We start from the raw sequence: 25159 nt of genomic DNA on the forward strand, positions 1-25159 counted from the left end.
GCACACTCGTACTGGATCCGCGTGTCGCTCGTGATCTTGCGGACGTACATCCCCGTTACGCCTGTGTCACTGTCACCCCTCTTTCATGGGGGGCGCCCGGATCCTACCCCGGAGCGATAGGAAACCGTCCCCGAGGATGACATCGAGCAAGGTGTACGCCTGAGAGCCTTGGTTGGTGCTCGAACTACTTGGCGTAACCAAGCGATACGGCGACCGCGTCGCCGTCGATAACCTCTCCTTGTCCGTTTTGCCCGGCCAGATGGTCGGATTCGTCGGGACGAACGGCGCTGGCAAGACGACCACGATGCGCATACTCATGGGTGTCCTGGCCCAGGACGCCGGTGCCGTCCACTGGCACGGTCGACCGGCTGATGCCGACGCCCGCCGGGGTTTCGGGTATATGCCCGAAGAACGCGGCCTCTACCCCAAGATGCGGATCCGGAACCAACTGATCTATCTGGCCCGGTTGCGCGGGACCCCGCCGACGGTGGCAGCCGCGTCGGTCGCCTCGCTGCTGGGCGAGTTCGGCCTGGCCGACCGAGCGAACGAACGCGTGGAGCAACTGTCCCTCGGCAACCAGCAGCGGGTGCAGCTGGCCGCCGCGCTGGTCCACGATCCGGACCTGCTCGTGCTCGACGAGCCGTTCTCCGGCCTCGACCCGGTAGGGGTCGATGCCCTCGCCCACATTCTGAGCGAGCGGGTCCGGCGAGGTGTCGGCGTCCTCTTCTCCAGCCACCAGCTGGAGCTCGTGGAGCGGTTGTGCGATGCCGTCGGGATCATCCAGGCGGGGCGGATCGTCGCGTCCGGCCCGGTCGAGGACCTTCGCAACAAGGACCGTCCACGCCGTTACCGGGTGGTGGTCGGCGCACCGCCGGGGTGGAGCGCGGCAGTGCGGGGCGCCCAGGTCCTCACCGAGCGGGCTGCCGTTGGACCGACGGAGAGGGCGGCCACGGAGACGGTGGTCGAGCTCGCCGAGGGAACCGACGACCAACTCCTGCTCGACACTGCCCGTGCCGCTGGCGCGGTCCAGGAGTTCCGCTGGCTGACCCCCACGCTGGCGGAGCTCTTCCGGGAAGCCGTCTCCGAGGCTGACAGCGCCCTTCCGGGGAACGCCACCGGAACGCAGGACTCGCAGAAGACGGAGGTCGTCGCATGAGCGCGAGGAGCCCCCACGCAGGTACGCCGAGGAACGAGGTGTGCCGAAGTGAGGAACCGCAGCGGTCATGCGAAAGGAGACCAGCATGAGCGCGAGGAGCCCCCACGCAGGTACGCCGAGGGACGAGGTGTGCCGAAGTGAGGCACCGCAGCGGCCATGCGAAAGGAGACCAGCATGAGCGCGGCTCTGACCTTCCGGGAGGCGACGCGGACTGTCGCCCGGCGTGAGCTGTCCGAACGGCTGCGTGACCGGTCGTTCTGGTTCTCGACCGTGATCACACTGGTGATCCTGGGAGCCGTGCTGTTCATGCCGAAACTGTTCGGCAATGACGGTACGCACAAGGTGGCGATCGCCGACGGCATCTACAAGCTGTCGGCGGCGGTGAACGCCCAGGAGCAGCTGCTCGGCATCACCGTCGAGCAGCACCAGTACTCCTCCGAGGCGCGTGCCAAGGTGGCCGTCGAGGACGGCGACCTCGACGCCTACATCATGAAAGACAAGATCCTCGTCAAGGAGGACCTGGACGACACGCTCGCGGCCGCGCTGCAGGCGGCCCATCGCGACGTGACCGCCACGGCGCAGCTTCGCGCCAAGGGGCTCGACCTGGACGAAGCGCGGGCCGTCCAGTCCGTGCCTCCGCTCGCCGTCGACGCGCTCGACCCGCCGGACCCGAAGGCCGAGCAGCGGGGTCAGGTGGCCTTCATCGGCAGCATCGTCCTCTACGGCCAGATCATCGGCTACTGCATGTGGGTGGCGTTCGGAATCGTGGAGGAGAAGGCGAGCCGGGTAGTCGAGCTGATCCTCTCGGCGATCAACACCAAGGCCCTGCTGGCCGGGAAGATCCTCGGCATCGGGCTGCTCGGGTTCCTCCAGCTGACTCTGATCGCGGCCTTCGGCTTGTTGCTCGGCAACGCCACGGGGATGCTGGAGGTGACGCCGGACCTGTTGGTCCCGGTCGGGTTCGTCCTGTTGTGGTTCGTTCTCGGCTACGCCTTCTACAGTGCGGTGTTCGCGGCGAGCGCCGCGCGAGTGTCCCGTCAGGAGGAGCTGCAGAACGTCATCGGGCCGGCGAACATGCTGATCATGGTGTCGTTCTTCGCCACGTTCTACGTCAACTTCAACCCTGACGGCTTGGCGTCGCGACTGCTCGGCGTGATCCCACCTTTCTCCGCGCTGTGCGCGCCGGTACGCATGTCCCGCGGCTCGGCGCCCTGGTGGGAGACGGGACTCGCGTTGGGCCTGATGCTGGCGGCCATCGCGTTTCTCGTCGTCGCCGGCGCCCGGATCTACGAGGGGGCGATCCTGCGGATGGGTGCGAAGATCTCGCTCAAGGACGCCTGGCTCGGCGCGAGGCGGCGGCCGGAAACGGCGGAGGAGGCCTTGTCCGCCGGATGAGTTCGCACGGCACATTGTGTGAGGGGCGCACGGCGCCAACGAGGTATTGGAGGAGGGCACCCTCATCCAAGGCAAGCGCCTGGCGCGAAGCGCAGACCACAAAGCATGACCCGAGGGGTCGGGTGACCTGGACACGGACGGACCCCCGACAGGGCATGCCTGTCGGGGGTCCGCCCGTGTTGCTCCGCCGCTCCACTGACCGCGTGGGGTCGGCCGAACTCTCGCTCAGCCGGCGGGTTCGAGCTTCCCGGTCAGCATGAGCAGGACCGTGAAGTTGTCGGCGTACGGCGAGTTGAGCAGGATCGGGTCATCGTCCGGCGGCCAGGCCTTCACCCGGTCCCCTTCCAGCGCGGCGTTGTTTCCGTACCGCTCGAAGATCGGGATGATCGGCAACAGCTCGTTGAACGCGATCGCCGCGGTGGCGACGTTCTTCTTCTGCTCCGCTTCGTCGAGACCCTGGCCCGCCTCGGTGACGGTCTTCTCCAGGTCGACCTTGCCGAACGCCTCCGTGGTCTGGTTCAGCTCGAACGCGCTGCCCTTCCCGCCCTGGTTGGCCGCAATCGGGATGTTGTGGGTGAAGAAGTCCGCGACGAACGCGAAGTGCGGATGCGGGTTGCCCGCGCCCCACCCCTGGATCGCGAACTCGAACGCGCCCTTGTCGACATCGATCGGCTGCTGGGTGTGCGTGACGCCACGACCCTTCACCTGGATGCCGAACGACGAGAGCTGCTTGGCGAGCTCCGCACCCGCGGCAGACCAGTCCGCGAACTCGGCCGGGAAGGTCAGCTCGTAGCTTGCCGGCTTACCGTCGGGCTTCAGCCAGTTGTTGCCCTGCTTCTTCCAGCCTGCCTCGGTGAGCAGGGAAGCCGCCTTGTCCTGGTCGAACTCGTACGGGTTGAGCTGGTCCTGCTCCTCCTGGCTCAGCCAGTCCGGCACCTGGATGTCGGAGAACCCCGCCATGTACTTGACGCCCTTGCCGGACTCGGCGAGCGAGACCGTGCCGTTCTGGTCGCGGTTGATGGCGTGCGCGAGCGCCTGCCGGACCTTGACGTCCTTGAATTCCTTGAGCTTGTCGAGGTTGATGAAGAGGGCGGGACCGGAGTAGACCGGTGGCCGGAGCACCCGGATGTCCTTGTTGATGAACTCCTTCTCCGTTGCCACCGGGAACCCGTGGGTCGCGTAGTCGACCTTCTTGCTCAGCACGAGCGGGGTGATCGTCGGGGTCTCGCCGTTGAAGAGGGTGACGATGTCGAACTTCACCGTGTCGGCCAGGTAACCCTTGTCATTCTTGACGAGCGTCAGCTGGGCGTTGGTGATGCTGTTGGTGTCGAAGGTGAACGGGCCGCTGGCGAGGAACTTGCCCGCCTCCGGCCGGAACGCCTGCAGGTCCTTGTTGAGCGTGCCGCCCTCGGGACTGTCGAGGTCCTTGCCGCCGTCGAACAGCTCCTGAGCACGGGTGGCGAACTCGCCGTAGACCGCGTCAGCGAAGATCGCCTGCCGAAGGACGTAACGTTCGAGCACCGTCGACGGGTTGTTCATCGTGAAGACGACCGTCTGGTCATCGGTCGCCTCGACCTTGGAGACGTAGTTCCAGACGACGTTACGCATGACCCGCAGACACCAGAAGGTCGTGACGACGTCCTTGCTGGTGATGGGCTTGCCGTCACTCCAGGTGAGCCCGGACCGCACGGTGTAGGTGAAGGTCTTGGCAGCGTCGTCGATGGCGAAGTTCTCGGCGAGCAGCAGCTCCCACTTCTTGTCCGCCCAGTAGTACATCCCACCGGGCAGGACCACCAGGTCCTGATAGGCACCACCGGCGATGATGCCGTCGGTGACACCGCTCATCAGGTTGAAGTGACCCTTCGGCGGCACTTGGTATGGCCACGCACCGGCGAACTCGGCACTGCCGCCTCCACCGCCACCGCCACCGCCACCGGTGCCTGTCCCGCCCCCGCCGCCGCCACACGCGGCGAGGAGGGCCGCCCCCGCGGCACCGAAACCGAAGATCTCGAGCACGTGTCGACGGGACAACTCCCGCTCGACCGGGCCAGGTGTTGCATTCATTGGGTTCCTCCCCATCAAAGGGTTGTGCCGCATAAGGAGGTGATTCCTCAGCGATTCTTCATTCGTACGAGAACAGCGACCGCCCCAGCGAAGAACACGCTGAGACACAGCATGAACACGGTGATCACGAACTCGGCTGTCCCGGGTTGGACGACGAGCAGCAGGAACCCTGCGCACACGGCAAGGAATGCCGCCCATCGAAATGCCGCCATTCCGGCTCCGGGACCGATCATGCCGCCGGAACTCCTTTGTCCTGGCCAGCTCGGCTGGCCGCGAGGCGGGCGGCGCGCTTGCGCCGCGCCAGGTCGGGGTCTGGTTCTGGAATAGCCTCCAGAAGTGCTTGGGTGTAGGGATCCTGCGGGTCCGCGATGACGTCGAGGGTCGGGCCGAACTCCACGATCCGGCCCACGTGCATGACGGCGATGTTGCCTTCGCGACCGAAGTACTTCGCCATCGCGAGGTCATGGGTGATGTAGAGGAAGCCGACCCCGAGTTCCTTGCGCAGCTTGGTCAGCATGCCGAGCAGGCCGATCCGGATCGACACGTCCAGCATCGAGGTCGCCTCGTCGGCGATGATCAGCCGCGGGTCGAGGGTGAGCGCCCGGGCCACCGCCACCCGCTGCCGCTGGCCGCCTGACATCTGGTGCGGAAACTTCGTCAGGAACGTCTCCGGAGGTGTGAGACCCACCTGGGTCAGGAGGTCCGACACCCGGCTGCGGGCCTCCGACCTGCTGCGCACCAGGCGGTGCCGGAACAGCGGCGCGGACAGGGTGGCCATGACGTCCTGGATCGGGTTGAGCGAGGCGTACGGATCCTGATGGACGTACTGAACGGCTCGTCGGAAGCTCTTGAACCGCTGCTTGTGCCCGTGGCCCTTGGCGTAGATGTCTCCCTTGTCGAACCGCACGGCACCCTCGGTGGGCTTGAGCAGACCGGACGCGATCTTGGCCGCGGTGCTCTTGCCGGAGCCGCTCTGGCCGACGAGACAGAGCACCTCGCCCTCGGCGAGCTTGAGGGACACGTCATCCACGGCACGGACCTCGCCCCGACGGGTCTTGAACACGTGGGTGAGGGAGTCGAGTTCCAACAGCTCACTCATCGGCCGGACCTCCGTTCGCGGGCGACTCCTTGCCGGTGGCATCGACGGGTGACTCGAGGACGGTCGAACCGTCGGCAACCGTGGGCACGGCGTTGATGAGGCTCGTGGTGTAAGGGTGTTGCGGGCGGTAGAAGATGTCCCTGACATCGCCCATCTCGACGATCTCGCCGTCGTACATCGTCGCGACCCGCGTCGCCAGCTCGGCCGCCACCGCGAGGTCGTGCGACACGAAGATCATCGCGAAGTCGAGCTTGTCGTGCAGGTCGTGGATGAGGTCGACGATCGCCCGCTGGGTCAGGATGTCGAGTGCGGTCGTCGGCTCGTCGAGGATCAGCATCTGCGGGCGCAACAGCATGCTCATCGCGATCAGGACCCGCTGGCGCATCCCGCCGGACAGCTCGTGGGGGTACGACTTGAGTACCCGGTCGGGGTCGAGGTCGACCTCCTTCAGCACCTCGACACCGCGGTCATGGGCGTCGTGGCGGGACATCGACGTGTCATGTGCCCGGATGGTGTCATAGATCTGGTCCCAGACCCGCAGGACGGGGTTGAAGGAGTTCATCGCGCCCTGGAAGACCATGGCGCACTCGCTCCACCGGAACTGACGCAGCTGCTCGTGGTTCAGGCTCAGGAGGTCGACGACCGACCCGTCCCTGCGTCGATAGGTGATCGATCCGCTCGGTATCGAACCAAGCCTGGGCAGGAGACGCAGAATCGCGAGCCCTAGCGTGGTCTTCCCGCAGCCACTCTCGCCGATCAGCGCGATGCTCTCGCCCGGGTAGAGGTCGAAACTCACACTGTTGACCGCACGCTGCGCGGGATCGTCCACACCCTGGCCGGTCTTGTACTCCACCGAGAGATCCCGCACGGACAGGATCGGCTCACTTGTCGCGGCGACGCCGGACGCCGATCCGGTCACCGTGGGACTCTCCTGCTCGCGATCCACTTGCGTACGTCCTCCTAGTTGTGCCGCAGCCGCGGGTTGAGGATTTCCTCGAACGACCGGGCCATCGTCACGAGCGCGAGCTGGAGGATGCAGATCGCGAGCACCGGGCCCATGATGTAGAAGAAGCTGCCCTCGAAGAAGATCGCCCCTCGCGTCCACGCGAAGTTGATCATGATGCCCCAGTTGTCACCCTCCATCGGCGCGAGGCCCAACAGATAAAGGCCGGCGAGGGCGTAGATGGCGTTCGTCATGCCGATGACGAAGTTCATCAGGATGAAGCTCGCCATGTTGGGCAGGATCTCGCGGACGACGATCCGGACGGTGCCGAGGTCGAGCAGCTTGGCCGCCTCGATGTACTCGCGTTCCTTCAACGAGAACACCTGTGCGCGCACGGCGCGTAAGAGCCCCGGCCACCCCAGGATGCCCAGGATCACCGCCAGTGCCCACGAGCTTCCGACCCGGTAGAACGCTGCGAGCACCGCCAGGAGGATGATGCCCGGAACGGTCAGGACGATGTCGGTGGCGGTGACGATGATGGAGTCGACCCGGCCACCGACGTACGCCGCGAGTGCCCCGAAGAGGACGGCAATGACGGTGGAGACGAGTGCCGCCAGGAAGCCGACGAAGATGACCGTTCGCCCACCGTTGATGAGCTGCATCAGCACGTCGCGTCCCTCGGAGTCGAAGCCCAGGGGATGCGCGAGCGTCGGTGGGGCGTAGATCCTCGCGACGTCGGTCGGCAGGTCGTCGGGGGTGAACAGCGGACCGATCAGGCAGATGAGCACCATGCCCGCGAAGACGAGGAACCCGATGAAGCCGGTGCGACTGCGCATCAGCGCACGGACGAACGCCCTGAAGACACCGACGTCCTTCTCGTCCGGTGGTGGCGGAGCGTGGAAGTCCGTGGCGCTCGGCTCGAGAATCTGGGCCACGTGTCAGTTCCCTCCGCTCGCGATCCGGATCCGCGGATCGATCCGGCTGTAGAGAAGGTCGGCGACCAGGTTGGCGATCACAACGGAGATGGTGACGACCAGCAGAATCCCTTGGAGGACGGGATAGTCACGCCGGTTGACCGCCTCGAACAGCAGGAATCCGATGCCTTGGTACTGCGTCACCTGCTCGACCAGGATCGAGCCGCCGACGACGAATCCCAGGGACAACGCGAAGCTGGTGAAGAGCGGCAGCATCGCGTTGCGGCCGACGTACTGGAACTGGATCCGCCGGTCGGTGAGCCCGCGGGCCCGGGCGACGGTGACGTAGTCCTCGCCGAGCGTCTCGACGGTGGAGGACTTCATCACCAGCATCCAACCGCCGAGCGAGGTCAGCACATAGACCAGCATCGGCAACGCCGCATGGTAGAGCGCGTCTGCGATGAAGGCCGCGCTGAACGCCGGAACCACGCCGGGCGAGTAGGCACCGCGCATGTCGGCGATCGGCAGCCATTCCAGCTGTACGCCGAAGAAGACGACGATCATCATCGCGAGCAGGAAGTTGGGGACCGAGTGCGTCACCGAGCCGGCGAAGGTCATCAGATGGTCGAAGATGCCGCCGCGCCGGTAGGCCATCATCATCCCGATCCCGATGCCGAGGATGAAGCTGACGACGAGCGCGATGCCGACGCTGAAGAGCGTCCAGGGAAGGTACGCACCGATCTGGCCGAGCACGGACGAGCCGGGTGAGAGCAGCGACTCGCCGAAGTCACCCCTCACGATGCCGGCGAGATAGTCGAGGTACTGCAGGAGAACCGGCTCGTTGGGATCGAACGAGAACAGTCCCGCGGCCTGGTTGGCGGCGTCCTGGTAGCTCATGCCGTACTGCGCGATCTGCTGGTTGATGTAGACGTCAACCGGGTTGCCAGGAAGGAGTCGCACGAGGAAGAACGTCGCCGTCGCGACGACGTAGATCGTGAACAGTGCCTTGACTATCCGACCGACCACATATCGCGCCGCGGACCTTCGTCCGGACTGTCGCGGAGTCTTGCTCTGCTCGACCGCGTGCTCCGTCTGGTCGGTCGCCGACACCTTCACCTCCCGGTCGTACGGCGCTTGCTGCCTCGGCAGCGCCGCCTGCTTTCCTACAACAACAGCCTTCGATAACTACACAGCGCAGTCGAACGGGAACTCTCCATGCAGGCTTGGGACATCAGGTCACAGGGACTCCGCCTCGCAGGTCCGCGAGACGGAGTTTGACTGCCCGGAAGCTATACCTTCGACCCGGCTGAACGGAACCACATCCAGCAAGATGTAACCCGATTTTGTTGCTGAAATGTGCGCAGTCCCCGTTGGATGCAACCCGTTTCGCGCAATGAAAGCGCGAGTTGGCGTGCAATGTCTGCAATGCCCGCTTCCGGTCGAACGAGGTGCGCACCGGCCATCGGCCGGGCCCGCACCTGCGCCACCGCCAGGACGCGTCGCCATGTCGATCACGTTCGCTGCGGCACGAGCGCGGCCAGATCCGGAAAGCTACCGGCATCAGCCTCATGGTGCCCCTGAGCCTCAGACCAGGTCAGGTCGCGCCCATGCTTCCTCGTGAACGTGCCAGGCGAGGAACGCGTGCACCGTGTCGTACCACACCTTCGCGTGCTGAGGGCTGAGCACCCAGTGGTTCTCGTCAGGGAAGTACAGGAAGCGGTGCGGGAAGTCGTCCGGCTCCCCCTCGTGGCGGTACGACAGCTCCCACCACAGCCGCAACGCCTCGCCGATCGGAACGCGGTAGTCACGGTCGCCGTGGATGACCAGCATCGGCGTGCGGATCCGGTCGGCGAACATGTGCGGCGAGTTGGCGAGAGCGCGCTCCGGTGTGAGCTCGCGGTACCAGTACGCCGCGACGTCGGTCGTCGGCCCGAACTGGTCCAGGGCCCACAGGCTCGCGTGCGTCACGATCGCCTTGAACCGGTCGGTGTGTCCGGCGACCCAGTTGGCCATGTAGCCACCGAACGACCCGCCCATCGCGGCCGTCGTCTGCTCGTCGATGTCGTCGCGGGCGCAGGCGGCGTCGGTGATGCTCATCAGGTCGGTGAAGGGCTCAGCACCCCAACGTCCCCAACCCCGCTTGACGAACTCGCGGCCGTAACCGGTGGAGAGGGCAGGGTCCGGGAGCAGCACGGCGTAGCCGCGGGCGGCCATCAGCCAGGGATTCCACCGCCAGCTCCACGCGTTCCACGAGCCGAGCGGGCCACCGTGGATCCACAACAGCAGCGGAGCGGGTGTGTCGCTCGACGCGCCGGAGGGCAGGACCAGCCAGGCCCGCAGCGGTGTGCCGTCGACCGTCTCCGTCCTCACCTGGCTGACGTGACCGGGAACGGCCGGCGCCTCGTCCGGTCCGCGCAGGAATGTCGGAGTCTGGTCCTCACGGTCCACGGCCAGCCGGACGGGCGCGAGCGGCGCGTCGATGGACGTACGCAGAGCGTAGAGCGACCGGCCATCCGGCGCCGTTGACAGATTGGTGTAGGCCGCGTCGGCGGCCAGCCGGCGGATGTCACCGGTATCGACCTCGAGCGCGAACACCGGCGCTCGGCCGAGTTCGTCGGCGACGAAGTAGAGCACGCTCCCGTCAGGCGACCACCGCGGCCCGGTCGGCCACAGGTCCAGCTCCGGGGTGAGGTCGCGGCCCGGTCCGCCGGTGAGCCGCACGAGCCACAGGGTCTTGTCCGCCGGCGCTTCCGTCGTGCTGCGAAGGTGGCGTACGCATGCCACCCACCGGCCGTCGGGCGAGATCTGCGGCTCCCCGTATTCGTAGGCCTGTTCGCCGCCGAGCACCCGGCGCTCGCCCGTCGCCGTGTCGATCGCCACGAGCTCGGCGCGTACGTCACCGCGTGGGAGGCGAACGCCCCACGTCGTCACCAGGGTGCTGCCGTCGGGACTGACGTCGTAACTGGCCTCGTCGAGGGCACGGCCCGGCTCAGGGGTCAGGTCGCGGAGGTCGACGGGTTCGTCCTCCTCCGCCTCGCCCGCGAGCGGCCGCTCCGCGGCGAACAGGCGTACCTCGTCGGGACCGAGGTCGTGGTCCCAGTGCCGAATCGGGTAACCCTCGTGCAGGATCGCCGCGACCGCGTGGTCCTTGCGGTCCTTCCGGCGTTCGGCGTCGTCCTCAGGCGTCTTCGCTCCCGGCAGCGCGGAAGCAGACACGATCAGGGTGCCGGCGGAGCGCGCGACCGCTACCCCGGCGATCCCGCCTGGCCTTGTCGCCACCGCACGCGCCTCGCCGCCGGCGGCGGGGAGCAGCCACAGGGCAGGCTTCTCGTCGTCGGACTCCTTGGCACCTTCGGATTCGGCGTGTGTTCGCTTGGACACGAACAGCAGTGACCCGTCGGGGAGGAACGCCGGGCTGGTCTCGCCGCTGGCGCCACGCGTCAGGCGCCGGGCGGGCCCATCCCCGTCGGGGTCGATCCGCCACAGCGCGCTGAGGTAGCTCTTCCTGTCCGGGGCGAGCTGCTGGACGGCCGCCACCAGCTGGCCCCCGTCGGGAGCCAGCCACATGCCCGTCAGCCGCCGCAGCGCGACATAGTGGTCGAGGTCGTGGAACGGTGTCGCCGGATCGGCCACCGGATCCTGCCCGGCGTCCGCGCCTGGTCCGGGCGTCGTCTCCGCAGTCATGATCCAGAGCCTAATGTCCTGGATCGGAAGTTTCTTCCGCGCAGCGCGACGCGCTGGCGCATCCGGTCGCCACCGAGGACACCTCAGGCCAGCTCGGCGTTGACGGCCGCCCATGCCGCGATCTGTGCGCGGCAGTTGAACCCGAACTTGGTGAGGATGTTCTCGATGTGTGCCTCCGCCGTCCGGCGGGAGATGACCAGCCGGGAGGCGATCTCCTTGTTCGTCATCCCCTCCGCGACGAGTGCGGCCACCTCGCGTTCGCGTCTGGTCAGGGCCGCCGGGGCCGCGGGCCTCCGGGAAGCCGGAATTCGTACGGCGGTCGTGTCCCGCCCGGTCGACGGCACAGCGACGGGAGCGCCGCCCGCCTCCACCTGGAGATCCGCCTCGTCACTCAGTGCGAACGCGATCAGCTCCTGTTGCGGGACTGTGGCACCGATCCGCTCGGCCGCCGCGAACGCGTCCTCACCCAGGGCGACCTGGCTGCGCTGCCTGGCCTCCGCACTCCACTCGAGCAGGGTGGTGAAGCCGAAGAGCGGACGGCCGATCAGGTCCCACATCCTGCGTACGGCACCGAAGAGCACCGCGGCTCGGTGCGGGTGGGAGTCGGACGCGGCGACCCATGCCAGGACCTCGAGGCAGAAGGGGATGCCGAACTGGTCGTCCAGCTCCGCCTTCTTCCGCAACGCGTCGCCGGCGTACTTCGCAGCCTCCCGCACGTTCCCCGCTGCCCACCAGGTGACGCTGAGGTTCCACTCCGTGCACGAGAGCGTCCAGCGTTCGTTCAGCGACACGCAGAGTTTCAGGCCGTCGGTGAGCCGGGCGACAGCACGGTCGACATCGCCGCGAAGGAAGTCGGTTCTGGCGTGTTGACCGAAGATCAGCAGTCCCGGCGCCGTCCAGGCGTCCGCCTGCCGATGCCGGGACAACGCGTCGTCGAGCAACGGCATCGCGTGCTCGAGGTCGTTGACGAAGGTCTCCGCTTCACCGAGGAACTGGCTCGCATATGTCAGGTCGGTCTCGTCGCCGAGCTGCCTGGCGAGGCCCTGACACTCACGGAGCAGGCGCCGGCTCGCCGTGTTGTCACCCTGCAGACTGGCGATCCAACCGGCCATCCACAGCGCGCGGGCGCGTTCACCACTCGGCGCGGCGTCGAGGGCAAGCGCGCGGTCCAACCAGAGCCGACCATCGCGGACGACACCACACGCGACCCAGTAGAACCACAGCGCCGACGCCATCCGCAGCCCGACCCGTGCCTCCCCTGGTTCGGTGAAGCAATAGTCGAGCGCGGCCCAGATGTTCGATCGCTCGGCCCGTAGCCGCGCCATCCACTCGGCCTGGCGTGGACCGCACGAGTCGGCGTCGGACTGCTCGGCGATCCGCAGGTAGTAGTCGCGATGCCCGCGCCGGACGGTGGCCTCCTCGCCGCTGGCGACGAGCTGCTCCTGGCCGTAGTGCCGGATCGTCTCCAGCATCCGGTATCTCGCCGCCCGCCCGGTGTGGTCGCAGCTGAGGATGGACTTGTCCACGAGTCCCGTCACGCCGGCGAAGACGTCCTCCTGGGACAGGCCCTCGCCTGCGCAGACGCTCTCCACCGCGTCAAGGTCGAACCCGCCGGCGAACACCGAGCACCGTGCCCACAGCAACCGCTCGGTCTCGGTGCAGAGGTCGAAGCTCCACTCCACCGCCGCACGCAACGACCTGTGCCGGCCCTGCGCGTCATGCTGACCGTCCGTCAGCAGCCGGAAGCGATCCTCCAACCGCGCGAGGATCTGCTCCGCCGACAACATCCGCATCCGGACCGCCGCGAGTTCGATGGCGAGAGGTACGCCGTCCAGACGCTGGCAGAGCCGGGCGACGGTCGCCTCGTTGTCGCCGTTGACGGAGAAGCCGGGCGACACGGCCGCGGCTCGGTCCTCGAAGAGCATCAGAGCCTCGTGCCGGCGGGCCGGTAACCGACCTGTCGCCTCCCCCGCAAGCCGAGAAACGGCCATGGTCCCCGCGGCGGTCTCGGTAGGAAATGCCAAAGGAGGAACGCGCCAACTGTGTTCACCGGAAATACCGAGTGATTCCCGACTGGTCGCCAGTATCCGTACCTTTGGTGCCGCCGACAAAAGGCGCGTCACGAGTTCGCCGCATCCGTCGAGAACATGTTCGCAGTTGTCCAGAATGAGCAACATTCGCTTGTCTGCGAGATAGCGCAACAGTACCGACTCGATATTGCGAACTGACCGGTCGCGGACATCCAGTGCGGCCGCGACCGCCTGTCCGACGAGCAGCGGGTCTCTGAGTTTCGCGAGCTCGATCAGACACGCACCGTCAGGGAAAGCTCGGCGGAGCTCACGACCGACGTGCATGGCCAACCGGGACTTGCCGACCCCTCCAAACCCGGTCAACGTCACCAGTCGCGCCGCTGACAAGAGGCGCTTGACGTCCGCCACCGCCTGGCGGCGACCGACGAATGTCGTCACCTCGCAGGGAAGAGCACCGTGCCCTGAGGGAAATGTCTGCATCGCGTGTTTACTCAGCAGTGTCCGTGGTCACCCAAGGAAGGGAGCCGGCCATTTCCGCGGTTTGTTTCCCCGTCATGCGCCGGCCATATCCAGGTCATCGTAGCGACACATTTCCAGATGTCGATTTCCGCGGCCGACTTCGTGGGGGAACCCTCGCGGCCGACTTCCTGCGGGCTTCCTGCGAGAAGGAGCGTGTCAGTCGGCGCCACAGGCGGCGGGGCGCGGTCCACGAAGATTGGCGCAACAGCCCGCCGGACAGTCACCCCACGCCGGCCCGAGCAGACCTTCGACCGCGCCGGCCGGCGGTTGGGCGATCTCTCCGCGGGCCATCGCGATCCGCTCGAGCACGAGTTCGCGCACCATCGCGACGAACCGCCGGTCGACACCGGGCGTGGGAACGCGCGCGAACGCCAGCCCCATCCGTTCGGCGGTTGCCCTCGCCTCGGTGTCCAGGTCGTACATCACTTCCATATGGTCGGAAACGAAACCGATGGGTACGACGGCGACGCCGGGCACGCCCTTGTCGGCGAGAGTGGCGAGGTGGTCGTTGATGTCGGGCTCGAGCCACGGCATGGCGGGCGGACCCGAGCGGCTGCAGTAGGCGAGGTCCCAGTCGAGGCGGGTGCCGATGCGCTCCGCCACCGTGGCGGCGACGACCGCGGACACGTCACGGTGCTCGGCGACGTAGCGACCGCCGTCCGGGCCGCTCGCGTCGTTCATCGCCTCGGGGATCGAGTGGGTCACGAACACCACGCGAGCGCCCACGGGCAGCCGAGCCAACGCCTCCTGCGTACCGTCGACGAACGGCGCGACGAAGCCCGGCCGGTTGAAGTAGTGCGGAAGTCGGGTCAACTCCGGCGCCCCCTCACCGACCTCCGCGAGGGCTGCCGCGAGGTCCTCGCGATACTGCCGGCAGCCCGAGTACGACGCGTAGGCACTGGTCAGCAGGCACACCACCCGCCTGGCGCCAGCGTCACGGAGCTCGCGCAGGGCGTCGACGAGGTAGGGGTCCCAGTTCCGGTTTCCCCAGAAGACGGGGAGGTCGAGCCCGCTCGCGGAGAACTCGTCGACGAGCGCCTGACGCAGCGCCCGGCACTGGTCGTTGATCGGGCTCCGCCCCCCGAAGAGGTCGTAGTGTGCGCCGACCTCGGCGAGGCGTTCGCGCGGAATGCCCCGACCGCGTGTGACGTTCTCGAGGAACGGCAGGACGTCCGCCGGCTTCTCCGGACCCCCGAAGGACACCAGCAGGAGAGCATCGAACGGTTCGGCCGCCATGGGTCGATATTCCCAGGCGGTCTGTCGGTGCCCGTCGTTAGGGTGAACGAACTCGAGTCCAGTTCACCCTTCGAGCATTTGCGAGCCCCTGGTCACATGTTCACGCCCTACCGCACGATCCTGAGCCTGCCCGGCAGTCTCGCGTTCTCGGCGATCGGGTGGTACGCCCGACTTCCGATGTCGATGACCGGCATCGGCCTCGTGCTCCTGGTGTCGGCGGTGAGCGGCTCCTACGGCCTCGCCGGCTCCGTCGCGGCAGCCTTCATCGTCGCGCAGGCGGTCACGGCTCCGGTGCAGGCGCGGCTGGTCGACCGCTTCGGCCAAGGCCGCGTCATCCCGCCGCTCGCTCTCCTCAACGCGGTGTCGATGGGTGGCGTCATCGTCGCCGTCCAGGCCGGCAACGGCTCGCCGGTGCCGCAGCTCATCGCGGCCGTCTCGGGTGCCACCAGCCCGCTGATCGGTTCGTTCGTGCGGGCCCGCTGGACGCACGTCCTGGAGGGCCGGCCCGGGTTACACACCGCGTTCGCGCTCGAGGCACTGATCGACGAACTGGTGTTCATGATCGGCCCACCCTTCATCACCCTGCTCGCCACCTCGATCAGCCCCGTCGCCGGACTTGCGGCGGCGGTGTTCGCCGGACTCTCCGGGGCACTGCTGCTCGCCGTCCAGCGACGCACGGAACCTCCGGTGCACCAGGTCCGGGCGGGGCAGGGCAGGAAACCTGCTCTGGGCTGGCCGAACCTCGGACCGCTCGTCGTCGCGAGCGCCGGTCTCGGCGTCCTCTTCGGCAGTGCCGAGGTGGTCGTCGTGGCCGTCGCGTCGGAGGGCGGCCAGCGCGCGCTGTCCGGCGTGCTGCTCGGGGTCTGGGCGACGGGAAGCATGCTCGCCGCGCTCGTCATCGGCACGCTGCGGCTGCGTACCCCACCCCATGTCCGGCTCCGGGTGAGTGCGGCGGTGCTCGCCGTCACCCTGATCCCGATGCCGTTCATCGGTCACCTCGGCATCCTCGGGGTCGTCATGTTCCTCGCCGGGTTCGCCATCTCACCGACTCTGGTCGCCGTGATGGCGGTGATCGAGCGCACGGTGCCCGCGTCGCGACTGACCGAGGGCATGGCGTGGACGCACACCGGAGTGGCAGCGGGGGTCGCGGCGGGCGCGGCGATCGCCGGACTGGTCGTGGACGCCGCCGGCGGACGCGCGGGGTTCTTCGTCCCGCTCGTCGCGGCCGTCGCCACCGCCCTCGTCACACTCGCCGGCCGCGCGCCAGGCCCGCGGGTTTCCTCGCCCGAAGACGCTAGCCTTGCCCGATCCGCGGCCTGATTAATCCAAAGCCTGCCCAAGGACCTCCGATGTCCACGGCGCGCTGCCTGGCGTCGCCCTCCCGAGCCAGGAGAGACTAGACGGGCTCGAGAAGTGGGGAGGCGGAGACGATGCGCGACGTCAAGCTGGTACGTCTCAGCGATGACGGCACCCATCTGGTCCTGACTCACGAGCGCACTGGCGAGGAGTTCGCGCTACGCGTCGACGATCGACTACGGGGAGCAGTGGTGAGTGATCGGGCCCGGCAAGGTGCATTGCCGCTGGAGCGGCAGAGCCGGCTTCGTCCCAAGGAGATCCAGGCCCGCCTGCGGGCCGGTGAGTCCTCAGAGGACATCGCGGCGGCGGCTGACGTGCCGATCGAACGCATCCTGCGCTACGCCGGCCCGGTGCTCGCCGAGCGTGAGTACATCGCCGAGCAGGCCCGCCGCTGTGCACTCCGCCGCAATGGCCGCGACGGGCCCGGCCAGATTCTCGACGAAGCGGTCGGCAAGCGTCTCGACGAGTTGCAGGTGGGCCGTGACCACGCGAGCTGGGACGCCTGGCGGAGCAGCGAGGGACGTTGGGTGGTGGCCGTGTCGTTCGGCCTCGGCGGCACCGACCACAAGGCGACGTTCCGCTACGACCCGCTCGGCCGGGTGGTCACGTCCGCGGATGACATCGCCAGGGCTCTCGTCGGCGAGGCCACCCAGCCGGTTCCGGGGCTGACGCCCGAGCTGGCGCCAGGGTTCGGGCCCTCCCCTGACGACGCCGATGAACGACACCGCTCCGCGACGGGTCGTTCCACCCGAGACGGTCACCGGCTGCGGCTCGCACCCGTTCCTTCGCCGGACCCGGGCGTCACCCCGGCCGAGCCGGCCCTTGAGCTTCCCGAGACCGAGGACACGATCGACCTGTCGCAGACCCTGGCCGCCCGTGGGTCTGGGCCCAAGCCACAGCCGGGGCGGAACACGTCCGGCGAGCACCGACCCGACGCCGGTCCGCCAACCCCGGACTCCGGGGAGCTCGCCCCGGACGAGATGCCCGATCTTGATGATCCGCTCAACAGCGAGCGCGTCGAGGAACCTGCCGTCGCATCCCGGGCCGAGCCGGCTCCCCCGCCCGCCGCCGAGCGGTCCAACGGCAGCGAGCAGGCCACACCGCGTCGGGCCCGCTCGACCGCCGAGGCACGGCGCAAGCGGGCCCGCTCGAGCGGCCGTCGGGGTTCGGTTCCCAGCTGGGACGACATCCTCTTCGGCGGCGGTGGCCGCGAGGCCAAGGACTAGGTCGGGTCCGCCTCCCTTGGGCAGAGGACCCCTGCCCAAGGGGTACGCGCATGCCGCTGGCACAATGGCCGCCATGCGTTCACGCGTCACTTGTCGCTGTTGTTGTCGCTGAGCCACCCCAGGTTCCGCGGCTTTTGTGCCGGTATTCGCCGGCCTCGCGACCTGGTCCTCATCCAAGGGATCGATGCACCCGCGACCAGCAGCTTCAAGGACGTTCGTGATGAATTTCGCCGACTGGACCCGCGCGCTTTCCGAGCGCGGGCTCACCATCGTCGCACCCACCCATCCCACGCCGATCCAGGTCTGCGCCCTGATCCCGGACGGCGGCCTGGTCCTGTTCCGGTGCCGCGGCACCCGGGTCACCATGGAGCGCCACCCGGAGTCGGCTCTCTTCGTCGCGGCCCCCGTCGCCAGCCGCGGATGCGACTGCGGCCGCAGCCATGACGACGGCCCGGTCAGTTCCTCCGACGCTCCGCGCTACATCGTCCCCGTCGATGCGCGGCCGGCTCAGATCGTGGCGTACGACGGAATGAGGGATCGCGGCTGGTGCGGCCACGAGGCAGGGCTCCTCGGGCCCGACGAGGCCGCACCGCTGTTCGACACGCTGTGGCACCGACTGCTTCGCGGCCGTTCCCGAGACGGACTCGACGCCTGGGACGCGCGGGAGGCCGGCGGTCGTCTTGAGTGGGCTCAGCGCGAGGTGGTCCGCATCCGCATGCAGGGCCTCGCGGGGTCGTCGTTGTAGACGACGCCGTCCGCCTGGTACGCCGGTCGCTCGGCGGCGAGGTAGAGCCGTTGGCCGGGGAGGTAGCGCGCGTGGTAGCGGCGCTTCACCTGCGCGACGTCGCCGAACAGGTCCGCGTCACGCCGGGTCGCACGGCGCAGGATCTCGGCGAAACCGACCGAGACGAACAGGCGGAGGTCCCACGCGGCTCGCAACTCCGGGCGGAGCAGGAATACGCCGTCGAAGACCAGGACTGAGTCCGGCACTGCCATGACGGGCGGCGTCTCGACCGGGCAGTCAGCGCGGTAGTCGTAGACCGCGGAGCGATACCGCAGGTCACCGTCCGGTCCGAGCGGATCCAGCAGGAACGTACGTACGGCCGATGTGTCGAAGGAGTCCGCGTAGTAGCCGTACGGCGACAGCTCACCCCGCTGTCGGCGAATTGCCCGAGGCCGGTGGAACCCGTCGATCGACCCGCGGATCACGTGCCGACGCCGCGCCCGGAGCACGTCGGCGAGCTCGTTGGCCAGCGTGGTCTTGCCTGCCGCATCCACGCCATCGATCGCCACCCGTACCGGATGAGGTCGGCGGACTGCCTCGATGAGGTCGGCGAGCCTGGTCAGGAGTTCGGTCCGTGCGGCGCTCACCCCTGACGCTCGCCACCCCGCGCGTGCTCCGCGAACCACCCGCCGGTCGGTGGGCTCTGCTGTGCCCCTGGTTGGGCACCGGGCGGATCCGGATGCGTGCCCGTCGCCACGGGACGGCTCGGGTCGGACACCCAGTCCGACCATGAGCCGACATACAGCGCGGCCGGGATTCCGGCCAGTTCGAGCGCGAGCACCTCGTGGGCAGCGCTCACGCCGGATCCGCAGTAGACGCCGACCGGGCTCTCGGGCTTCACACCCAGGCCGGCGAACCGCTTCCGCAGCTCCGCGGCGGCGCGAAAACCGCCTGAGCCACTGGTGTTGCCGTCGGTGGGTGCGTTCAGGGCTCCTGGAATATGGCCCGCAACCGGGTCGACCAGCTCGCTCTCGCCGCGGTACCGCTCCCCCGCCCGGGCATCGAGCAGCACGCCCTCGCGTGCCATCCGTGCGGCACCGTCGGCGTCGAGCAGGGCCATCCCACCCGGTTGCGCTTCGAAGTCACCTGGCGCGACGTCCGGCGTGGTCGACTCGACCTGCAGGCCGGCCGCCATCCATGCGGGGAAGCCGCCGTCGAGAAACTGGACCGCCGGGTGGCCGAAGTACCGAAGGCACCACCATGCTCGGGCGGGACCGAAGCCGTCCTGCTCGCCATAGACCACGACCGGTCGGTCGGCCCACACCCCCGCCTGCCGCATGGCCTGGGAGAATGCCTCCGCATCCGGCAGCGGATGCCGGCCCCCGCCATAGCGTTGCCCGGACCCGCCGGGCGGAGCGGACAGGTCCTTGTCGAGGTCGACAAACCGGGCGCCAGGAATGTGGCCGACGTCGTACCGGCTCCGACCTGGTGGTCCGGTCAGCGCCCACCGGACGTCGAGCACGGCCGGCGGCCGGTCCGACCGCAGGGTTTCGGACAGCTCGGAGACTGAGATCAGCGCACTCACGGCACGCAGTCTTCCAAATCCGCTCGCCATGCCACACACAACCCGCGGGCTCGGGAACCGCTGATCCTCGCCATGACCGATCGCTACCCTCGCGCGGACCACCGCCCTCGTGACGAGGCCGCATCTGACAGGCTGCTCCGAAGTGCTGTCGACGGGCGCGGCGAGAAGGAGTGGCATCGATGCCAGGACAACACGGGGGACGCCAGAACGACCGGCCCCGCCAGAACGACCGGCCCCGGCGACTTCGCGCCGGGGACCGGGTGAGCGTCGTGGCGCCCGCCGGACCAGTGGCGCCGGACCTGCTCGACAAGGGGGTGGCGATCCTGTCGGCATGGGGGCTGGACGTACGCCTCGGCAGGTACGTCCACGCCCGGCATCCCCGGTTCGACTATCTCGCCGGTACGGACGGACAACGGGCCGAGGACCTGACGCGGGCCTGGTGCGATCCGGAGACGGTCGCGGTGTTCTGCGCCCGCGGCGGCTACGGTGCGATGCGGACTCTCGACCTTCTCGACTGGGACGCACTCGCCGCCGCACCGGCCAAGGTCTTCACCGGGTCCAGCGACATCACCGCACTCCACCAGGTGATCGGCTCGCGGCTGCGAATCCCTACCGTTTTCGGCGCGATGGTGGGCAGCGGCTCCTTCGTCGACGACCCGGTTGCCCAGGACAATCTGCGCCGCATGCTCTTCGCGCCCGATGCTGGCGTGCTGCTCGAGAGTCCGCGGGCCGCGCCACTGGTACCCGGTCGGGCACGCGGGATCGCGGTCGGCGGCAATCTGAGCCTGGTCGCGAGTGGTGCCGGGGTCCCGGAGATCGCACCGCCGCCTCCGGGGGCGATCGCGCTGCTCGAGGACGTCACCGAGGAGCCGTACCGCATCGACCGGTACCTCAGCCACCTCCGCCGGGCCGGGTGGTTTCGCAACGTGGCCGGCATCGCCCTCGGCTCGTGGGTCGACTGTGGTGAACTCGCCGACGTCCGCGAGGTCCTGTCCGACCGGCTGGGCGATCTCGGCGTACCCATCGTCTGGGAACTCGGGTTCGGCCACTGCCGTGGGCAGCTCGCGGTCCCGCTCGCCAGCGAGGTCGAGCTCGTATCGGACGTCCGGACCGGTACCGCCCGGCTGAGACTGACCGAACCTGCCCTCGCCTAGCGTCCGGAGGAAGGGCCACGACCGCACACGTCCCCAGACCCCACACACCTCCCAGCCAGGAAGGACCGCTGTGAGCCCAGCCAGTACGCAGGATTCCGGGTCGTCCGGCCACCCCGACGATGGCGTCGAGGAGCTCTGCGCCGAGCTCATCCGGTTCGACACCACCAACCGCGGACCTGGCGACTCCGTGGGCGAGCGCGAGGCGGCCGCCTTCGTCGCCGACACGCTGGCGGCTGCGGGTTATGTGCCGAAGACGCTCGAGTCCGCTCCCCGGAGGGCCAACGTCATCACCCGGATCGCCGGCCGCGACCCCGAGGCCGACGCGCTGCTCGTCCATGCCCACCTCGACGTCGTACCCGCCGATCCGAGTGAGTGGTCCGTGCCGCCGTTCAGCGGAAGGGTCCAGGACGGCTACGTGTGGGGCCGTGGTGCGATCGACATGAAGGACATGTGCGCGATGGTCCTGTCCGTGCTGCGGTCGTGGGCGGTCCGGGAGGTGGAGCCGAGGCGCGACATCGTGGTGGCGTTCGTCGCTGACGAGGAGGCACACGGCGATTACGGCGCGAACTGGCTGGTCGACAACCACCCCGACCTGTTCGCCGGGTGTACGGCGGCGATCAGCGAGTCCGGTGGGCATACGTTCCATGTCGACGGCGTACGCCTCTACCCGGTGGCGGCCGGTGAGCGCGGCACCATCCATCTGCGGCTCACCGCACGCGGGCGGGCGGGGCACGGGTCGCGGCCCAACCCCGACAACGCGGTCGTGAAGCTCGCGAAGGCGCTCAGCCGGATCGCGGACCACGTGTGGCCGGTACGCCTCACGCCGACGGTCCAGGCCTACCTCGAACACGCCGGCGCGGCCCTGAACGTCCCCGTCGACCTGACCGACATCGACGGCACCCTCGAACGCCTCGGCCGGGCGAGCCTGCTGGCCGCGGGCACGGTGCGCAACACGGCCACGCCGACCATGCTCGACGCGGGGTACAAGATCAACGTGATCCCCGGCACAGCCCACGCCCTGCTCGACGGGCGCGCGTTGCCCGGCACGGAGGAGGAGTTCCTCGCCACCATCGACGAACTGCTCGGCCCCGACGTCAGCCGCGAAACGCTCGACTACACCGAGGCCGTCGCAGCGCCCGTGGACTCGCCATGGTTCCGGGCCATGGGCGACGCGCTGCGGGCCGAAGATCCCGAGGCGGTCGTCGTGCCGTTCTGCATGGGAGGCGGCACCGACGCGAAGGCGTTCGCCCGGCTCGGCATCGCCGGCTACGGCTTCTCGCCGCTGCGCCTGCCGCCCGACTATGCGTTCCGGGGAATGGCGCACGGGGTCGACGAACGCGTGCCGGTCGACGGGCTGCGGTTCGGGGCGCGGGTGCTCGACCGGTTCCTGCAGGAGTGCTGAGCTGGCGCGGACGTTCCTGCGTACGGGCGGTCGCGCGGTTTCCCGGTCGTCGTTGGGTCAGCTGCTGGTGCCGAACGGAAGGACGTCGGGCGACAGCGACCCTGAGTTGCCGACGTGCGCCGTCACCTTCCGCCGGTGGTGGCGCCGGCACAGCACTTCGTAGCCGAGGTCGAGCGCCCGCACCTCCTCGGTGTCGCCGATCACCACCTGCTCGCCCTCGGTGACCATGACGCCGCCGACGGTGCGCGCGTTGTGGGTGCCGGGCCGGCCGCACCAGCACAGCGACCTCACCTGCAGGGCCTCCACCCGGTCGGCCAGCTCCACCAGGCGTTGGCTGCCTTCGAACAGCCGGGTCCGGAAGTCGGTCAAGATCCCGAACGCGTAGACGTCGACGCTCAACTCGTCGACGATGCGGCCGAGCTGCTCGATCTGCTCACCCGAGTAGAACTGTGCCTCGTCGCAGATCAGGTAGTCGATCCGTGCGCCCGCGGTCATCTCCCCCACCAGCAGGCGCTGCAGGTTGAGATCGGCCTTGACCTCGATCGCCGGCACGGTCAGTCCGAGCCGGCTGGAGAGCGTCGCCTGCCCGGCCCTGTCATTGCAGGTGAACAGACGCCCGGCAAGCCCACGTTGCCGCGCGTTGTAGTCCAGCTGAAGGGCGAGGGTGGACTTGCCGCAGTCCATCGTTCCGGTGAAGAAGACGAGTTCGGCCACGGCGAGCCATCCTTGCAAACTCAGGTTGCGAGACACGCCGTGATCGACTCGTGGTCGAAAAGGGTGGGCTACCTCACATCCCCCGCACTGCCAATGCCGCTGGACGTAAATGATCACGCTTACCTGGCAAGTACCAACGATGCGCGGCGAATTTGCCGGGTGTCGTTGGAATGATCACGTATGCGTGATCATTCCCAACGGATCAGGCGGCGACGAGGAGGGGCACCAGCATCTCGTCGGCGGTGAGTGAGCCGTGCCAGCCGAGCAGGCTCGCCTCCATGGGAAACTCGGCGGCACATTCCACGGCGACATCGCCGAGCGAAGCGATCACGACATCACCCAGGCGCGGCAGCACCCGTTCGTCCACGGGACCGAACCAGCCCTGGGTCACGGCCTCGTCCCGGGTGAGCACCACCGCGTCGGGCCCGAGCCGTTCGCGCCAGGCCGCCACCACATCGTCGGTCGCCCCAGGTTCGGTGTAGAGGTAGCGCAACCGTGGATCACCGCCGACGAGGTAGACCCCCGCACGGAGTCGCGGGTCGCTGTCGACGTCGACCCGTCGGTCGAAGGGTACGTCGAGCATGCCGTGGTCGCCGGTGATGAGCAGCGTCGCGTCGGCGGGTAACGCCGCACGGAGGCGCGCGACGAAGGCGTCGGTCGCTGCCAGCTGGTGTCTCCAGGCCGGCGAGTGGCAGCCGTCGCGATGGCCGGTCCAGTCGAGGCTTCCTTCGTACAGATAGACCAGGCTGCGCTGGCCGCGGGCCGACGCCTCCGCGGTGTATGCGATCCGCTGCCCGGCACTGTCGGCCGCCACGAACTCGCCACCGCGGAGCCCCGCCACGGTGAGGCCCGAGCCGCGAAACGCTTTGGGTGACACCGATGTCACCGCGACGCCGGCACGTTCGGCCTGCTCGAGGAGAGTGGCGTGCGGCTGCCAGACCAGTGGCTCGACGGTGGTGTTCCAGCGCAGGGTGTTGAGGAGGTGGTCGGTGCCCGGCACCAGCATCGTGTAGCCGACCACCCCGTGCTCACCGGGCGGGCGCCCGGTGCCGAGGCTGACCAGGCTCGTCGAGGTCGTGGACGGCACCGGCGCGGTCAGCGGCCGCCCGCTCTGGTCGGCGAGCCCGGCGAGGTACGGCGCCTCGGTGGCGTAGGTCCGCAGCAGGTTCCAGCCGAACCCGTCGATGAGGAGGACGACGTACCGCCTCGCCGGCGGCAGCCCGAGCAGGTTCCGCGCGCTTTCGACCTCCAGACCCGCCATCGCGGCCGCGACGAGATCAGAGAGGGCGGCCTCGCCGTACTTCGGGAGGACCAGCATTCACCGGACCGACGGGCGCCGGGACACGCTCGACAGTTCCTGCGCGAACCCGAGCAGGCGTCCGACGGCGTCGCCACCCTCGGCGGCCGAGCTGACCTGGACCGTCACGTCGTCGGAGGAGAACGTGCCGCTGTAGCCGTGGTCGGCCTCGCAGTTGGGGTCGGCGCAGGCGGCCGGCTCCAGCTCCAGACGTCCCATCGCTCCCCACCCGACAGTGAGGATCGCCGAGTGCACAGCCCCGCCTGGTTCGTACGCCGCCGGGTTGGCGACCACGCGGCTCACCACGACCGAGCTCACCCGGTCGATGGGTACCGCCTCGGTCGACGCCGTGGCGTAAGGCGTCGGCAGGCTGTCGTCGGCGGGGTGTTCGTCGGTGTGGCCCACGATGAGCCGCGTCGGGGTGAGGACCAGCACGGTGATGTGGCGGGTCACCTCGTCGCGGGTGAACGTCGGCTCGTGGTGGACGAAGTACGACAGCACCCGCTCACCGGCGAGGCAGGTCTCCAGCGCGTCGGCGACGACATCCGGGTAGTAACCGCTCCGGTCGATCGCGGCGCGAAGCTCGACTGTCGTGCTCACGGACTCACTCATGGCTGTCATCCTTCCACGCCGAGCGTCCACTCGGTCGGCGACCGCGCTG

General features: G+C 68.6%; 21 protein-coding genes. 7 read left to right on the forward strand and 14 right to left on the reverse strand.

Annotated elements, in window-relative coordinates:
• The first annotated feature begins 175 nt into the window (after window positions 1-175).
• Entirely contained in the window at window positions 176-1156 is a 981-nt protein-coding gene (locus ABN034_RS00960; protein ID WP_349689060.1) for an ABC transporter ATP-binding protein, read from the forward strand.
• 174 nt (window positions 1157-1330) lie between these two features.
• On the forward strand, window positions 1331-2551 hold the full coding sequence (locus ABN034_RS00965) for an ABC transporter permease (RefSeq protein WP_349689061.1): 1221 nt from the start codon (window positions 1331-1333) through the stop codon (window positions 2549-2551).
• A gap of 225 nt (window positions 2552-2776) precedes the next feature.
• Here the strand turns inward: ABN034_RS00965 and ABN034_RS00970 are convergent, their stop codons facing one another.
• From ABN034_RS00970 to ABN034_RS01010, 9 genes are all read right to left on the reverse strand, one after another.
• Window positions 2777-4615 carry an ABC transporter substrate-binding protein gene (locus ABN034_RS00970; protein WP_349689062.1) on the reverse strand — a complete coding sequence of 613 codons (1839 nt, stop codon included), beginning with the start codon at window positions 4613-4615 and terminating at the stop codon, window positions 2777-2779.
• 47 nt (window positions 4616-4662) lie between these two features.
• Window positions 4663-4848 carry a hypothetical protein gene (locus tag ABN034_RS00975; RefSeq protein WP_349330741.1) on the reverse strand — a complete coding sequence of 62 codons (186 nt, stop codon included), beginning with the start codon at window positions 4846-4848 and terminating at the stop codon, window positions 4663-4665.
• Complete coding sequence (locus tag ABN034_RS00980; RefSeq protein WP_349330742.1) at window positions 4845-5714, reverse strand: ABC transporter ATP-binding protein; 870 nt, start codon at window positions 5712-5714, stop codon at window positions 4845-4847. The genes ABN034_RS00975 and ABN034_RS00980 overlap by 4 nt, the downstream gene beginning before the upstream one ends.
• Window positions 5707-6660 carry an ABC transporter ATP-binding protein gene (locus ABN034_RS00985; protein WP_349689063.1) on the reverse strand — a complete coding sequence of 318 codons (954 nt, stop codon included), beginning with the start codon at window positions 6658-6660 and terminating at the stop codon, window positions 5707-5709. The genes ABN034_RS00980 and ABN034_RS00985 overlap by 8 nt, the downstream gene beginning before the upstream one ends.
• 14 nt (window positions 6661-6674) lie before the next feature.
• The gene (locus tag ABN034_RS00990; RefSeq protein WP_349689064.1) at window positions 6675-7592 is read right to left on the reverse strand and encodes an ABC transporter permease; all 918 of its coding nucleotides are present in this window, start codon (window positions 7590-7592) and stop codon (window positions 6675-6677) included.
• A gap of 3 nt (window positions 7593-7595) precedes the next feature.
• Window positions 7596-8681: an ABC transporter permease gene (locus ABN034_RS00995; protein ID WP_349689065.1), complete on the reverse strand. Its 1086-nt coding sequence runs from the start codon at window positions 8679-8681 to the stop codon at window positions 7596-7598.
• 474 nt (window positions 8682-9155) lie between these two features.
• Window positions 9156-11255 (reverse strand): S9 family peptidase, encoded by a 2100-nt coding sequence (locus tag ABN034_RS01000; RefSeq protein WP_349689066.1) that lies wholly within the window; start codon window positions 11253-11255, stop codon window positions 9156-9158.
• An 83-nt stretch (window positions 11256-11338) separates the two neighbouring features.
• Window positions 11339-13723: a LuxR C-terminal-related transcriptional regulator gene (locus tag ABN034_RS01005; protein ID WP_349689067.1), complete on the reverse strand. Its 2385-nt coding sequence runs from the start codon at window positions 13721-13723 to the stop codon at window positions 11339-11341.
• 237 nt (window positions 13724-13960) lie between these two features.
• Window positions 13961-15040, reverse strand: coding sequence for a ferrochelatase (locus tag ABN034_RS01010; RefSeq protein WP_349689068.1), 1080 nt, complete (start codon window positions 15038-15040; stop codon window positions 13961-13963).
• A gap of 96 nt (window positions 15041-15136) precedes the next feature.
• Between ABN034_RS01010 and ABN034_RS01015 the strand changes: the two genes are divergently transcribed.
• From ABN034_RS01015 to ABN034_RS01025, 3 genes are all read left to right on the forward strand, one after another.
• Window positions 15137-16360: an MFS transporter gene (locus ABN034_RS01015; protein ID WP_349689069.1), complete on the forward strand. Its 1224-nt coding sequence runs from the start codon at window positions 15137-15139 to the stop codon at window positions 16358-16360.
• Window positions 16361-16470: 110 nt separating this feature from the next.
• Window positions 16471-17622, forward strand: a complete 1152-nt coding sequence (gene sepH / locus ABN034_RS01020) for a septation protein SepH (RefSeq protein WP_349689070.1) — start codon at window positions 16471-16473, stop codon at window positions 17620-17622.
• Window positions 17623-17842: 220 nt separating this feature from the next.
• Window positions 17843-18367 (forward strand): hypothetical protein, encoded by a 525-nt coding sequence (locus tag ABN034_RS01025; RefSeq protein WP_349689071.1) that lies wholly within the window; start codon window positions 17843-17845, stop codon window positions 18365-18367.
• Here the strand turns inward: ABN034_RS01025 and ABN034_RS01030 are convergent.
• Both ABN034_RS01030 and ABN034_RS01035 read right to left on the reverse strand, forming a co-directional pair.
• Window positions 18313-18993 carry a nucleoside/nucleotide kinase family protein gene (locus ABN034_RS01030; protein ID WP_349689072.1) on the reverse strand — a complete coding sequence of 227 codons (681 nt, stop codon included), beginning with the start codon at window positions 18991-18993 and terminating at the stop codon, window positions 18313-18315. The genes ABN034_RS01025 and ABN034_RS01030 overlap by 55 nt on opposite strands.
• On the reverse strand, window positions 18990-19931 hold the full coding sequence (locus ABN034_RS01035) for a sulfurtransferase (protein WP_349689073.1): 942 nt from the start codon (window positions 19929-19931) through the stop codon (window positions 18990-18992). The genes ABN034_RS01030 and ABN034_RS01035 overlap by 4 nt, the downstream gene beginning before the upstream one ends.
• Before the next feature lie 179 nt (window positions 19932-20110).
• Between ABN034_RS01035 and ABN034_RS01040 the strand changes: the two genes are divergently transcribed.
• Together ABN034_RS01040 and ABN034_RS01045 are read left to right on the forward strand one after the other, a co-directional pair.
• The gene (locus ABN034_RS01040) at window positions 20111-21085 is read left to right on the forward strand and encodes a S66 peptidase family protein (protein WP_349689074.1); all 975 of its coding nucleotides are present in this window, start codon (window positions 20111-20113) and stop codon (window positions 21083-21085) included.
• Window positions 21086-21155: 70 nt separating this feature from the next.
• Window positions 21156-22487 carry a M20/M25/M40 family metallo-hydrolase gene (locus ABN034_RS01045; RefSeq protein WP_349689075.1) on the forward strand — a complete coding sequence of 444 codons (1332 nt, stop codon included), beginning with the start codon at window positions 21156-21158 and terminating at the stop codon, window positions 22485-22487.
• A gap of 57 nt (window positions 22488-22544) precedes the next feature.
• On the opposite strand, the gene ABN034_RS01050 is transcribed toward ABN034_RS01045, so the two are convergent.
• The 3 genes from ABN034_RS01050 to ABN034_RS01060 form a co-directional block, all read right to left on the reverse strand.
• Complete coding sequence (locus ABN034_RS01050) at window positions 22545-23201, reverse strand: thymidine kinase (RefSeq protein WP_349689076.1); 657 nt, start codon at window positions 23199-23201, stop codon at window positions 22545-22547.
• A gap of 202 nt (window positions 23202-23403) precedes the next feature.
• Window positions 23404-24519 carry an alkaline phosphatase family protein gene (locus tag ABN034_RS01055; RefSeq protein WP_349689077.1) on the reverse strand — a complete coding sequence of 372 codons (1116 nt, stop codon included), beginning with the start codon at window positions 24517-24519 and terminating at the stop codon, window positions 23404-23406.
• Complete coding sequence (locus ABN034_RS01060) at window positions 24520-25110, reverse strand: DUF5998 family protein (protein WP_349330758.1); 591 nt, start codon at window positions 25108-25110, stop codon at window positions 24520-24522.
• Window positions 25111-25159 lie beyond the last annotated feature (49 nt).

The organism is Actinopolymorpha sp. B11F2, assembly GCF_040195635.1.
In the GTDB taxonomy this organism is placed as follows: domain Bacteria; phylum Actinomycetota; class Actinomycetes; order Propionibacteriales; family Actinopolymorphaceae; genus Thermasporomyces.

What these genes read in the sequence shown, in the direction of transcription:
- ABN034_RS00965 (WP_349689061.1), top strand. Translation starts at nt 1,331, where the DNA reads ATGAGCGCGGCTCTGACCTTCCGGGAGGCGACGCGGACTGTCGCCCGG.
- ABN034_RS00970 (WP_349689062.1), bottom strand. Translation starts at nt 4,615, where the DNA reads ATGAATGCAACACCTGGCCCGGTCGAGCGGGAGTTGTCCCGTCGACAC.
- ABN034_RS00975 (WP_349330741.1), bottom strand. Translation starts at nt 4,848, where the DNA reads ATGATCGGTCCCGGAGCCGGAATGGCGGCATTTCGATGGGCGGCATTC.
- ABN034_RS00980 (WP_349330742.1), bottom strand. Translation starts at nt 5,714, where the DNA reads ATGAGTGAGCTGTTGGAACTCGACTCCCTCACCCACGTGTTCAAGACC.
- ABN034_RS01000 (WP_349689066.1), bottom strand. Translation starts at nt 11,255, where the DNA reads ATGACTGCGGAGACGACGCCCGGACCAGGCGCGGACGCCGGGCAGGAT.
- ABN034_RS01010 (WP_349689068.1), bottom strand. Translation starts at nt 15,040, where the DNA reads ATGGCGGCCGAACCGTTCGATGCTCTCCTGCTGGTGTCCTTCGGGGGT.
- ABN034_RS01015 (WP_349689069.1), top strand. Translation starts at nt 15,137, where the DNA reads ATGTTCACGCCCTACCGCACGATCCTGAGCCTGCCCGGCAGTCTCGCG.
- sepH (WP_349689070.1), top strand. Translation starts at nt 16,471, where the DNA reads ATGCGCGACGTCAAGCTGGTACGTCTCAGCGATGACGGCACCCATCTG.
- ABN034_RS01025 (WP_349689071.1), top strand. Translation starts at nt 17,843, where the DNA reads ATGAATTTCGCCGACTGGACCCGCGCGCTTTCCGAGCGCGGGCTCACC.
- ABN034_RS01040 (WP_349689074.1), top strand. Translation starts at nt 20,111, where the DNA reads ATGCCAGGACAACACGGGGGACGCCAGAACGACCGGCCCCGCCAGAAC.
- ABN034_RS01055 (WP_349689077.1), bottom strand. Translation starts at nt 24,519, where the DNA reads ATGCTGGTCCTCCCGAAGTACGGCGAGGCCGCCCTCTCTGATCTCGTC.
- ABN034_RS01060 (WP_349330758.1), bottom strand. Translation starts at nt 25,110, where the DNA reads ATGAGTGAGTCCGTGAGCACGACAGTCGAGCTTCGCGCCGCGATCGAC.